Annotated in this window: 16 protein-coding genes; 11 read left to right on the top strand and 5 right to left on the bottom strand. The window is 65.2% G+C overall.

What is annotated here, in order from left to right; genetic code table 11:
- From NKJ34_RS11995 to pdxS, 10 genes are all read left to right on the top strand, one after another.
- Window positions 1-393 (top strand): 30S ribosomal protein S8, encoded by a 393-nt coding sequence (locus tag NKJ34_RS11995; RefSeq protein WP_253738542.1) that lies wholly within the window; start codon window positions 1-3, stop codon window positions 391-393.
- Between the two features lie 2 nt (window positions 394-395).
- Window positions 396-935, top strand: coding sequence for a 50S ribosomal protein L6 (locus NKJ34_RS11990; RefSeq protein WP_253738541.1), 540 nt, complete (start codon window positions 396-398; stop codon window positions 933-935).
- Window position 936: 1 nt separating this feature from the next.
- Window positions 937-1,650, top strand: a complete 714-nt coding sequence (locus NKJ34_RS11985) for a 50S ribosomal protein L32e (protein ID WP_253738540.1) — start codon at window positions 937-939, stop codon at window positions 1,648-1,650.
- On the top strand, window positions 1,643-2,101 hold the full coding sequence (locus NKJ34_RS11980) for a 50S ribosomal protein L19e (protein WP_253738539.1): 459 nt from the start codon (window positions 1,643-1,645) through the stop codon (window positions 2,099-2,101). Before NKJ34_RS11985 ends, NKJ34_RS11980 begins: the two co-directional genes overlap by 8 nt.
- Window positions 2,101-2,655 carry a 50S ribosomal protein L18 gene (locus NKJ34_RS11975; RefSeq protein ID WP_253738538.1) on the top strand — a complete coding sequence of 185 codons (555 nt, stop codon included), beginning with the start codon at window positions 2,101-2,103 and terminating at the stop codon, window positions 2,653-2,655. Before NKJ34_RS11980 ends, NKJ34_RS11975 begins: the two co-directional genes overlap by 1 nt.
- Window positions 2,652-3,296: a 30S ribosomal protein S5 gene (locus NKJ34_RS11970; RefSeq protein WP_253738537.1), complete on the top strand. Its 645-nt coding sequence runs from the start codon at window positions 2,652-2,654 to the stop codon at window positions 3,294-3,296. Before NKJ34_RS11975 ends, NKJ34_RS11970 begins: the two co-directional genes overlap by 4 nt.
- Window positions 3,296-3,760 (top strand): 50S ribosomal protein L30, encoded by a 465-nt coding sequence (gene rpmD / locus NKJ34_RS11965; RefSeq protein ID WP_253738536.1) that lies wholly within the window; start codon window positions 3,296-3,298, stop codon window positions 3,758-3,760. Before NKJ34_RS11970 ends, rpmD begins: the two co-directional genes overlap by 1 nt.
- Window positions 3,760-4,266, top strand: a complete 507-nt coding sequence (locus NKJ34_RS11960) for an uL15m family ribosomal protein (RefSeq protein WP_253738535.1) — start codon at window positions 3,760-3,762, stop codon at window positions 4,264-4,266. The genes rpmD and NKJ34_RS11960 overlap by 1 nt, the downstream gene beginning before the upstream one ends.
- A 1-nt stretch (window position 4,267) precedes the next feature.
- Window positions 4,268-5,743: a preprotein translocase subunit SecY gene (gene secY, locus NKJ34_RS11955; RefSeq protein ID WP_253738534.1), complete on the top strand. Its 1,476-nt coding sequence runs from the start codon at window positions 4,268-4,270 to the stop codon at window positions 5,741-5,743.
- A 251-nt stretch (window positions 5,744-5,994) separates the two neighbouring features.
- Entirely contained in the window at window positions 5,995-6,903 is a 909-nt protein-coding gene (gene pdxS / locus NKJ34_RS11950; protein ID WP_253738533.1) for a pyridoxal 5'-phosphate synthase lyase subunit PdxS, read from the top strand.
- Here the strand turns inward: pdxS and NKJ34_RS11945 are convergent.
- From NKJ34_RS11945 to NKJ34_RS11925, 5 genes are all read right to left on the bottom strand, one after another.
- Complete coding sequence (locus NKJ34_RS11945; protein WP_253738532.1) at window positions 6,900-8,579, bottom strand: hypothetical protein; 1,680 nt, start codon at window positions 8,577-8,579, stop codon at window positions 6,900-6,902. The two genes, pdxS and NKJ34_RS11945, sit on opposite strands and share 4 nt — an antisense overlap.
- A gap of 40 nt (window positions 8,580-8,619) precedes the next feature.
- Window positions 8,620-9,495: a homoserine kinase gene (locus tag NKJ34_RS11940; protein ID WP_253738531.1), complete on the bottom strand. Its 876-nt coding sequence runs from the start codon at window positions 9,493-9,495 to the stop codon at window positions 8,620-8,622.
- A gap of 91 nt (window positions 9,496-9,586) precedes the next feature.
- A complete protein-coding gene (locus NKJ34_RS11935) occupies window positions 9,587-9,835 on the bottom strand; it encodes a DUF8006 family protein (RefSeq protein WP_253738530.1) in 249 nt (82 codons plus the stop codon).
- A gap of 79 nt (window positions 9,836-9,914) precedes the next feature.
- Window positions 9,915-10,136 carry a DUF7996 family protein gene (locus tag NKJ34_RS11930; RefSeq protein WP_253738529.1) on the bottom strand — a complete coding sequence of 74 codons (222 nt, stop codon included), beginning with the start codon at window positions 10,134-10,136 and terminating at the stop codon, window positions 9,915-9,917.
- Window positions 10,137-10,180: 44 nt separating this feature from the next.
- Window positions 10,181-10,669, bottom strand: a complete 489-nt coding sequence (locus tag NKJ34_RS11925; protein WP_253738528.1) for a cation:proton antiporter regulatory subunit — start codon at window positions 10,667-10,669, stop codon at window positions 10,181-10,183.
- 133 nt (window positions 10,670-10,802) lie between these two features.
- On the opposite strand from NKJ34_RS11925, the gene NKJ34_RS11920 reads away from it, so the two are divergent.
- Window positions 10,803-12,005, top strand: a complete 1,203-nt coding sequence (locus NKJ34_RS11920) for a cation:proton antiporter (RefSeq protein ID WP_253738527.1) — start codon at window positions 10,803-10,805, stop codon at window positions 12,003-12,005.
- The last annotated feature ends 7 nt before the right edge of the window (window positions 12,006-12,012 follow it).

Below are 12,012 nucleotides of genomic sequence, written 5' to 3'. Positions count from 1 at the left end.
ATGGCAGGCAACGACCCACTGTCCAGCGCACTCTCCGGCATCGACAACGCCGAAAGCGTTGGCCATCTCGATATTACGGTACAGCCCGCCTCGAACATCATCGGCTCGATCCTCGAAGTCTTCTACGACCGAGGATACATCGACGGCTTCGAATTCGTCGACGACGGCAAGGCCGGGAAGTTCGAGGTCGAACTGAAAGGCGCGATCAACGAATGTGGCATCGTCAAGCCCCGGTACTCCGTGGGCGCAGACGGCTACGAGAAGTGGGAGAAACGGTTCCTCCCGGCCCGTGACTACGGGTCGCTCATCGTCACGACGAGCCACGGCGTCATGAGCCACTACGAGGCCCGCGAAGCGGGCATCGGTGGCCAAGTGATCGCATACGTCTACTAAAAATGACACGAACAGCAATCCACCTTCCGGACGACGTGTCCGCTACGGTAGACCACCTCGATCTCACCGTCGAGGGACCGGACGGCAGCGTCACGCGCCGCCTCTGGTACCCCGACGTCGACGTCAGTGTCGACGACGACGAAGTCGTCATCGCGACCGACGTCGAGGACGCCAAGACCACCGCGACCGTCGGCACCTTCGAAAGCCACGTTCGCAACATGATCCACGGCGTCACCGACGGCTGGGAGTACAAGATGGAGGTCCACTACGCTCACTTCCCGATGCAAGTCACCGTCGAGGGCGACGAAGTCGTCATCGAGAACTTCCTCGGGGAGAAGGCCGACCGCCGGACCCCGATCCGTGGCGACACAGAGGTACAGGTCGACGGCGAAGAGGTCACACTGACGGGCTCCGACAAGGAGGCCGTCGGCCAGACCGCCGCCGATATCGAACAGCTCACCAAGGTCAACGACAAGGACACGCGCGTCTTCCAGGACGGCGTCTACATCGTCGAGAAGCCGACCAAGGCTGGAGGTGCCTGAGATGGCAGACGAACCCCAAGACCTAGAAGACATCAGCGGTGTCGGCCCCTCGAAGGCCGACGCACTCCGCGAGGCAGGCTACGAGTCGATCGAAGACGTCAAGGCCGCCAGTCAGGGCGAACTCAGCGAGGTCGACGGTATCGGCAACGCGCTGGCCGCCCGGATCAAGGCCGGCGTCGGCGACCTCGAAGTCGACGAGGAGACCGAGGCCGAGGTCGAAGACGAGACGCCCGAGGCGGAACTCGAAGAAGAGACCGAGGACGTCGAGACGGAACTCGTCGCCCGGGGCCACGCCGACAAGACCCCCGAACTCGACGAGGAGACCGACGCGGCGCTCACCCAGAAGAAACGCGAGGGTAAACCCGCCTTCAAGCGTCAGGACTACCACATGAAAAAGCGGACGCCCGAATCGTGGCGCCGCCCGCGTGGTGGCCTCTCGAAACAGCGCCGCGGCATGAAAAGTCGGGGCCCGAAAGTCTCGGCCGGCTTCCGTTCGCCGAAAGCCGCCCGTGGGCTTCACCCCAGCGGCTTCGAGGAGGTCCGTGTCCACAACGCCGACGACCTCGACGACATCGATGGCGACACCCAAGCGGTGCGGATCGCCAGCAAGGTCGGCGGCCGCAAACGCGAGCGGATCGAGGAGATCTGCGAGGACGAGGAGATTCGCGTGCTGAACCCAACCTACATCGAAGTGGAGGTCGACGACGATGAGTGATCTCGGATCACAGAAGCGACTCGCCGCCGACGTCCTCGGCGTCGGCAAGGGTCGTGTCTGGCTCGACCCCGACGAACAGGAGGAGATCGCCGAAGCGATCACCCGTGAGGACATTCGGGATCTGGTCGACCAGGGGATCATCCAGACGAAAGACACGCAGGGCAACTCCCGCGGTCGCGCCCGCGAACGCGACGCCAAACGCTCCTACGGCCACAAGAAGGGCCAGGGGAAGCGCAAAGGCAAATCCGGCGCCCGCGAGTCGCGCAAGGACAGTTGGGTCTCCCGGATTCGTGCCCAGCGGAAGCGACTCAAGGAACTCCGCGAGGAGGGAACGATCGACCGGACGCAGTACCGCGAGCTGTACAACAAAGCCAGCGGTGGCGAGTTCGACAGCGTCGACCGGCTCGAAGCCTTCGTCCGAACCAACTACGGCATTGAGGTGAACGCATAATGGCAACTGGACCACGATACAACGTGCCGATGCGCCGCCGCCGTGAGGTCCGTACTGATTACCACCAGAGGTTGCGCCTGCTGAAATCCGGCAAGCCCCGTCTGGTCGCCCGGACGAGCAACAAACACATCAGGGCGCAGCTGATCACCCCCGGACCCGACGGCGATATCACCCACGTTGCCGCCTCCAGCGAGGATCTCTCGGAGTACGGCTGGGACGCCCCCACGGGCAACATCCCCAGCGCGTACCTGACGGGTTACCTCCTTGGCAGCCGCGCGGTCGAAGCCGGTCTCTCTGAGGCCGTCCTCGATATCGGGCTGAACACGGCGACGCCGGGTAACAAGGTGTTTTCGGTGCAGGAAGGAGCGATCGACGCGGGGCTCGAGATCCCCCACAACGACAGCGTGCTGGCCGACTGGTCGCGCAACCGCGGCGAACACATCGCCGACTACGCCGACCAGCTCGACGAGCCGCTGTACAGTGGAGATTTCGATGCCTCCGAACTACCTGAGCACTTCGACGACGTGCTCGCAACGATTCAGGAGGACGAATGAGCCAACATAACGACGGCTGGGAGCCGCGCACGCGGCTCGGCCGACAGGTACAGAGCGGCGATATTTCGACGATGGATCAGGCACTCGCTTCCGGGCTCCCGCTGAAGGAGCCGGAGATCGTCGACCAGCTCCTGCCGGGGCTGGAAGACGAGGTGCTCGACATCAACATGGTCCAGCGGATGACCGACTCGGGTCGCCGAGTCAAGTTCCGCTGTGTCTGTGTGGTCGGCAACCGCGACGGTTACCTCGGATACGCGCAGGCCCGCGACGAGCAGGTCGGCGGCGCGATCCAGAAGGCCATCGACGTTGCCAAGCTGAACATCATCAAAGTCGACCGCGGCTCGGGATCCTGGGAGGACTCCGCCGGTGGGGTCAACTCCCTGCTCCGAACCGCCGAAGGGAAGGCCGGCTCGGTTACGGTCCGCATCATGCCCGCCCCGCAGGGCCTCGGGCTCGCGGCCGCCGAGACCGTTCGGAACATCCTCGAACTCGCCGGCGTGCAGGACGCCTGGACGAAATCGGATGGTAACACCCGGACGACGGTCAACCTCGCGAAAGCGACCTTCAACGCCCTGGAGAACGCCGCCCAGTCGCGGACTCCCCAGCGCGCGAAGGCCGTTCGGAAGGAGGCCAACGAATAATGCAGGCACTCGTCCAACTCCGCGGTGAGGTCAACATGTCCCAGGACGTCCGTGACACGCTGCAGATGCTGAATCTGCACAGCGTCAACCACGTCACGTTCGTCCCGGAGACCGACACCTACCGCGGCATGATCACGAAGGTCAACGACTACGTTGCCTTCGGCGAACCGAGTGCCGACGTTGTGGCGACGCTCATCGAGCGACGCGGCGAAGCCGACGAAGGCGACGCCGACGTCGACGACGCGTGGGTCGCCGACAACACCGACTACGACGACGTTGCCTCGCTCGCCGAGGCGCTCGTCGACGAGGAGACGACCCTGCGGGAGCAGGGGCTGTCGCCGGTCGTTCGGCTCCACCCGCCGCGCGGTGGCCACGACGGCATCAAACACCCGGTCATCGAGGGTGGCCAGCTCGGTCGCCACGACACCGAAGATATCGACACGCTCCTGGAGGCGATGCGATAATGGGATCCAAGAAACGCCGACAGCGCGGCTCCCGAACCCACGGCGGCGGCACCCACAAGAACCGGCGCGGTGCCGGCCACCGTGGTGGCCGCGGCCGTGCGGGCCGCGACAAACACGAGTATCACAACTACGAACCGCTCGGCAAACACGGGTTCAGCCGCCCGGACTCGATCACCGACACTGTCGCGGAGATCAGCGTCCAGAAGCTCGACGAGGACGCGGCGCTCTACGTCGCCGACGACCTCGCCGACGAAGACGGTGACGCCTACGTGATCGACGCCCGCGACGTGGTCGACGCCGGCCACGACGTCGACGTGGTGAAGGTACTCGGCGACGGTCAGGTTCGCAACGAACTGGTCGTCACCGCCGACGCGTTTACCGCCGGTGCGGTGGCGGGTATCGAGGAGGCTGGCGGCGACGCCGTCCTCTCGGAGCGCGCCGAGGAAGCCGACACCGAAGACACCGAAGCGGAAGACGTAAACGAAGAGCGTTCGGACGAAGCATAACATGAGTTGGAAGGAGGCCGCCGAACCGGTGTTGACGAGGATGCCCGTAGTGGCACGGCCGGAGGGTCACGTTCCGTTCAAACGGAAGCTGCTGTGGACCGCCGGTGTGCTCGGCATCTACTTCTTCCTCACCAACATCACGCTGTTCGGCCTCGACGCGGGTGGGAGCGACATCTTCGGCCAGTTCCGGTCGATCCTCGCGGGTGGCCAGGGCTCGATCCTGCAGGTCGGGATCGGCCCGATCGTCACCGCATCGATCGTCCTCCAGTTGCTTGGGGGCGCGAACCTCTTGGGACTGGACACCGAAAACGACCCGCGCGATCAGGTGCTCTATCAGGGGCTCCAGAAGCTGCTGGTCGTCATCGTGACCATCGCGACCGCCGCGCCGATGGTGTTTACCGGGAACTTCCTGCCGGCCAGCCAGTCGGTCGGCAACGCCCTCGGCATCGGCGTTACCGGCGTCCAGCTGGTGATCTTCGCGCAGGTGTTCGTCGGCGGCATCCTGATCCTGTTCATGGACGAGATCGTGAGCAAGTGGGGTGTCGGCTCCGGTGTCGGGCTGTTCATTATCGCTGGCGTGAGCCAACAGCTCATCGGCGGCATGATCAGTTGGGAGGCGCTCGGTGCCTCGGGCTTCTTCGCCAGCTGGTACGGGATCCTCTTCGGCGAGACGACCCTCGGGTCGACGTTCACCGCCGAGTGGTTCCAGAACCTGCTGTTCCCGCCGGGTGATCTGCTGGCGCTGGTGACGACGCTGTTGATCTTCGGCGTGGTCGTCTACGCCGAGTCGGTCCGCGTCGAGATCCCGCTGAGTCACTCCCGCGTTCGGGGTGCCCGGGGCCGGTTCCCGGTGAAGCTGATCTACGCGAGCGTCCTGCCGATGATCCTCGTGCGGGCCCTGCAGGCGAACATCCAGTTCCTCGGCCAGATCATCTACAGCCAGATGGGCGAGGCGATGCCCACGATCCTCGGCGTCTACGCCGACGGCCAGCCCGTCGACGGGCTGTTCTACTATCTGGCACCGATCCAGGCCCGACAGGACTGGATGTGGTTCCTCGGGCTGACGCCCGCGGGGATCGAGCCGTGGCAAGTCGGCCTCCGCGTTGCGATCGATCTGATCTTCATGTTGGTCGGCGGCGCGATCTTCGCGGTGTTCTGGGTCGAAACCACCGGCATGGGGCCGGAGGCGACCGCCAAGCAGATCCAGAACTCGGGGATGCAGATCCCCGGCTTCCGCCGGAACCCACAGGTCGTCGAGAAAGTCATGGAGCGCTACATTCCGCAGGTGACCGTCATCGGCGGCGCGCTCGTCGGCCTGCTGGCCGTGATGGCCAACATGCTCGGCACCATCGGCAACGTCTCCGGAACCGGACTGCTGCTGACGGTCTCGATTACGTATAAACTGTACGAGGAGATCGCCGAAGAGCAGATGATGGAGATGCATCCGATGATGCGGCAGATGTTCGGCAACGAGTAGCCGGCTGCCGTCTGCGGCTTTTCGATTCGGTTTCCACCGGTCGACAGCACCTGTTGTTTGTCGCGCTCGCTTCTCCCTGACACGAGGGTCTCGGTGTACCGATCCGTCGCTCCCGAACTCGGCTTGGGACTGTCGCGTCGACTCGGAGAACGTCCGCTGTGGCGACCGCTGACCGATCAAACCGTAGTCGATTCGACGCCCGTGAGGTCGAAAAGAACACGCGTTAAGTGTGTTCGGCCCCAAGAAATGGTATGTCGGAACCAACCGATCTCGGGACGCTGCGGCGCGGCACTGAGTTGGTGAAACGCGGCTTCGCACAGATGCAGAAGGGCGGCGTCATCATGGACGTCGTCAATGCCGAACAGGCACGGATCGCCGAGGACGCCGGGGCTGTCGCGGTGATGGCACTCGAAGCCGTTCCGGCGGACATCCGCAAGCGCGGCGGGGTCGCGCGGATGCCCGATCCTTCGAAGGTCAGCGAGATCATCGACGAGGTGTCGATTCCGGTGATGGGCAAATCCCGGATCGGCCACCACACCGAGGCCCAGATTCTCGAAGCCCTCGGCGTCGACATGATCGACGAATCCGAGGTCCTGACTCCAGCCGACGACGAGTACCACATCGACAAAAGCGAGTTTACCTCGCCGTTCGTCTGTGGAGCCCGGAACCTCCCCGAAGCCCTCCGTCGGATCCACGAGGGCGCGGCGATGATCCGCACGAAGGGCGAAGCCGGAACGGGCGACGTCAATCAGGCCGTCCAGCACCAGCGGACGATGATGAACCAGATCCGCACGATCGAGGGACTGGACCACGAGGAGCGAGAGAAGTGGGCCCGGGAACACGGCGCGCCCCGCGAGTTAGTTCACGAGGCCGCCGAGATGGGTCGGCTCCCGGTCGTCAACTTCGCCGCCGGTGGGATCGCTACGCCCGCCGACGCCGCACTGATGATGCACCACGACTGTGACGGCATCTTCGTCGGCTCGGGCATCTTCGGTGCGGAGGATCCCGAAGCGATGGGCGAGTCCATTGTCGAGGCGGTCAACAACTGGGACGACCCCGACCGACTCGCCGAGATCGCGACCGAAGCCGGCAGCGGCATGAAAGGGCAGTCGAACGATTCGATCCCGGACGAAGAACGCCTCCAAGGCCGCGGCGTCTAGCTGGCCGGATCGCTACTGTTTTCGCTGCCGTCGTCAGTCTCGCCGGCTGGAACGTATTCGATGCGGGGGTTTTCGCCGGGGGCGACCGGAATCCGCTCGATCTCCTCGCCGTTGCTGTCGGTGATGACGATGTAGTAGTCGACCCCGTCGCTGTCGGGTGCTGGCTCGGTGTCGACGCCCTCGTCGTCGACGTCCTCGCCGGCGAGGAACGACCGCACCGCGTCGGTGGTCACAAGCGAGACCGCCTCGCCGCTGTCGGCGTTGACGAACACGTTGCGGCTGATGTCGGTGTTGTCGGTCGGGACGACCTTGCTGTGCCACCACAGGTCGTCGTCGACGAAGACCGGCACCGGTTCGACGACGACGAAGTTGTCACCCCAGCCGGTCTGGGAGTCCGCCGACCGAACGATCCCCATCGCCCGCTCGGGGCCGGTGAGCGTCTCGCCCTCGGAGGCGAAATACCGGCTCTCGCCGGTCGTGGCGTCGACGAAGAAGATCTCGTCGAGGCCGCGGGAATCCTCGCCGTACGGTTCCATGGCGGTCACGTAGCTCAACCGTTCGCCTTCGAGATCGACTACGAACGGCTGGTCGTTGCCAGCGCCCGCCGGGAGTGCGGCGACTTCGATCTCGTTTTCGTGCTCGCCGACAACCGGGAGTTGGTTGATGATCCCGTTCCGGTAGCCCAGCGACCCCATCTCTCGGTCGGTGTTGTAGAGGGGATAGAGTCGCTGGCCGTCGAGGATCTCGCTTTCCTGTGCCTCCGTGGGCGTCAGATGGGTGATCGTCCCGTCGGGGCTGATGAGCGCGCCGCCGTCCCAGACCGGGACCGTGTGTGGGATCGGGGTCAGCTGCCACTCGTGGCCCGTTTTGGGGTAGTACATGTAGGCGGTCCCGTCGTGGGTGAACTCGACGGCATCATCGTAGTACCGCGTCAGGTAGTCGGTCGACTTCAGGTTCCAGTCGGCCCCCCGCTGGAGGTACATCCCCTCGCCGACGGCGAACGGCTGGTCGTCGTAGGCCGTGATCGATCGGTTTTCCATCCGGGTCATATCCGACAGCAGGACGCCGCGCTGGTTGCTCAGGAGCTTGTTCCGCGGACCGTCGGGTTCGATGGCATAGGACCACGCCAGCGTCCCGTCTTCGGCGCGGGCGATATCGCTCGGCCCCAACCGGTGGGTCCGGTAGGACGTCGACCCCCGCGTCTGGACGTCGGCGACCGCTCGCGGCACGATCCGGGGATTGTCGGCGTTGATCGCCGGGAAGCCGTCGATCGGTTCGCTGTCGGCCATCGTCCGGTCGGCCAGCGTCGACTCGGCGACCATCCCGGCCGGCACCGAGTAGACGAAGCCGATCACGACGGCGATGCCGAAGACCGTACCCAACAGGGAGAGCTTCAGCACGGCCGAATCGCTCACAAACAGCCCTAACGAGCCGCCGTCGACCTCCCGGCCGTCGGTCTGCAGCGGCGGCGCGAGCCAGAGACCGACCGCCACGAGGATCGTCACCCCGCCGACGAGCAGCCCCGTCGGCGAGTAGACGATGGGGTAGACGAGCCCGTGGACGAGGGGCCGTAGGATGTACAGCAGGCCACCGGCGGCGATCAGGATGGCGATCCGTGTTGCGAGATGGCGGCCGGTCGACACCGTCTCGAACCGACCGTCGAAATCGAGGTTCACGACCGGTCGTATGGTGTCTCTTCGGAATAACGTCTCGGAATCAGAGCAGTCTTGCGCCCCGACTCACCCGTGTCTGGTAGGCGCGGGCGTCGACGCCGGCGTCGGCGAACGCATCGAGCATCGCCGCGGCCACGTCGCGCCGGTGGTGTTCGTGACAGACCGCGAGCAGCGAGGGGCCGGCTCCGCTGACGGTGACGCCGAGCGCCCCCGCCTCGCGGGCCGCTTGCGAGACTCCCTCGTAGCCGGTGATAAGCTCCGCCCGCGCGGGCGTCACCAACGGATCGGCCATCCCGCGGCCGACGAGTTCGGGATCCGACCGGTACATCCCCGCGGTCAGCGTCGCGGCGTTGCCGACGGTCTCGACCAACTGCTCCATGCTCGCGGTCTCGGGGACGACCTCGCGGGCGTCACGGGTCGAGACGGCGATCTCGGGGAGACAGGCCACGACCGGGATGTCGGCGTCGACCGCGTGGACGCCGTCGGCGGTGGCGATCGTGAAGCCGCCGAGGATCGACGGCGCGACGTTGTCGGCGTGGGCGACCCCCGAGACGACGGCTTCGCCTTCGGCGGCGATGGGGACGAGCTCCTCGCGGGAGAGCCCGCGGTCGTAGAGTTCGTTGAGCGCGACCGCCGCCGCCGCGGCGCTGGCGGCCGACGAGCCGAGTCCCGACGCGGGCCGGACGCCCTTGTCGATCTCGATGTGGGCCGGCGCGTCGAGTTCGTCGACGACCGCGCCGACGGTGTTTTTCTCGGGGTCGGTCGGGATGTATTGGCTCCCGACGCCGGTGATCTCGATGGTGGTCCGTTCGGCGCGTTCGACGCGGATCACGTCCGCGGGCCGGTCGAGTGCCACCCCGAACACATCGAAGCCGCTGCCGAGGTTGGCGCTCGTCGCCGGCGCTCGAACCGTGATCATGCGGCTCGGTTATCCCAGTCGGGTGAAAAAGATAGCGAACCCGACGGCCGCATGGTCGGTCGATGCCGAACTCCGGTTGGGTCCATCGGCGCTAGCTGTCGGCGGTGGCGTACACCAGCGGCCCGATGACGACGAGGGTTAGCCCCAAAAACAGGAAGTAGTTCGGCATCAGCGATTTCGGTGTCAACACGAAGATCACGCCGAACAGCATCGTGTTGATGGCGATGACCTGCTGGGATTTCAGCGGCAACGCTCCGAGCGTCGTCAGCACGAATCCGGCCAGCAGGATCTGCCCGATGTTGTAGTCGATGAGGATCGAGTCGACGAATAGCGGCAGCATGCTTGCTCGTAGGTCGCAGTGAAACCCGCATTAAACTTCCGTTCTTTCGGTGACCCGGCTGGGTCCTATCGGGTGGGAGCTACTCGGGACCGGTGATGTCCAGCGGCCGGATCCAGCCGTACCACAGCACGAACACCATGCCGCCGTACCCCATAATGAAGACGAGTTCGCCGAGTCGGGTCAGTCCGAGCTGTCCGAGCCCCCAGCGGGCGACGCCGGAGCCGGCGATGCCGACGAACAGGATGAGCGCCAACAGGACCGCGTCCGTACGGAGAAACTCCCGCAGGTTCGTTTCGGCCATACCACCTCTTTGGGAGCCAGCAGTGTCAATCGCTCGGTTCCCCGTCAGTCGCCTCCTTCGAGATGGGCTTCGAGCGCCGCCTGCTCGTCGCTCCGGCCGATGGTCACGAGTGTGTCCCCGGCTTCGAACTCGAAGGCCGGCCGCGGACTCGGGTAGGCGTCCGCCCCGCGTTCGACGGCGATCACCGTCACTCCGGTTTCGTCCCGAATACTGCTGGCTTCGAGTGTCGTGCCGGCCAGCGGCGAGTCGTCGTCGAGGGTGTACCACTCGATGACGGTGTCGCCGCCGATCATCGTCGAACTCATATCCGTCTCGCTGGGCTGGAAGTGGACGTCTTCGAGGATCGAGCCCAACGCCGTGGCTTCGTCCTCGCTGAGCTCGACGATCCGGTCGGCGTCGGCGTCCGCCGCCTTCTTTTTAAATATCTCGTGTTTGCCGGTGTTATGGACCACCACGACGAGCGCCGAGCCGTCGTGGACCGGCAGCTCAAACCGTTTGCCGACTCCCGGCAGGTCCGTCTCGGAGATTTCCATATCCGATACTGTGCGGATAGCCGAATAAGTATTCACCCGGTCGACGACCTCCCGGTGGCCGCGGTACTCCACGAACCGGCGAGCCGATTCGCACATCCTTATGAGGGGCGGCTACACAGTACCGACAACCCTCATGGCTGATACCCTCCTGTTGGAAGTCGGCGCGATGCTGGCGGTCGTCGCGCTCTGTGGGCTGCTGGCCCGACGGGTCGGCCTCTCGGTGATCCCCTTCTACATCGTCGCCGGGATCGTCTGTAGCCCCTTCGTCGTCGGTCGACTCGGCCTGCCATACGTACAGGAAACCGAGTTCGTCACGATCGGCGCGGAGCTCGGGATCGTCTTTCTGCTCTTCTTTCTCGGCCTCGAGTTCAACCTCGATCGGCTGCTCGAAAGCCGCGAGCGGATCAGCGCGGTCGGCCTCATCGATCTGGGGATCAACTTCCCAGTCGGCTTCGCCCTCGGCTACCTCTTTTTCCAGGATTTCGTCGCCGCGACACTGATGGCTGGCATCATCTACATTTCCTCGAGTGCCATCATCACGAAGTCGCTGCTCGATCTCGGCTGGATCGCCAACGAGGAGGCCGACCCGATGTTGGGGACGCTCGTCTTCGAGGACCTGTTTATTGCCGTCTACCTCGCGGTCATTTCAGCGGTCGTCCTCGGCGGCGGCGACCTCGCCGAGGCCGTCCGGCCGGTCGGCATCGCCGTCGGCTTTATTTTGGTCTTGCTCCTGCTCGTCCAGTTCGGGAACGCGCTGTTCGAGCGGGCCCTCGATACCGGCTCCAGGGAGTTTTTCGTTCTCCGGGCGGTCGGCATCACCGTCGTCGTCGCGGGGGCGGCCCTCGCGGTCGGCGTCAGCGAGGCCGTGGCGGCCTTTTTTGTCGGGATGGCGTTCAGTTCGACGAGCCACGTCCACGATCTGGAGACGCGTCTGGAGCCGGTCCGTGACCTGTTCGCGGCCGTTTTCTTCTTTTGGATCGGCCTCATCACCGACCCGCTGTTGATCGGCGGCGTCGCCGGCCTCTTGGCCGCTGCAGTGGTGATCTCCACACCGTCCAAACTCCTGAGCGGCTACTGGAGCGGTCGGATCTACGAGCTGAGCCACACCCGGTCGGTCCGGGTCGGTGCGGGGATGGTCACTCGGGGGGAGTTCTCGCTGATCATCGCCACCGTCGCCGCCGCCAGCGCCGACCCCGTCGTCGCCGAGACCGTTCCCGCCTTCGCGGTAGGTTACGTGTTGGCGATGAGCATCCTCGGCACCGTCCTGATGCAGTACTCGGGGGTCCTCGACGGGCTCATCCCCGACCGCACTGGCCAGCCCACGCCGACTGACTAACCGATTT

The organism is Halohasta salina (assembly GCF_024178165.1).
GTDB lineage: Archaea > Halobacteriota > Halobacteria > Halobacteriales > Haloferacaceae > Halohasta > Halohasta salina.
Note: the sequence above shows the minus strand (reverse complement) of the source record. Positions and strands in the feature narration are given on the sequence as shown.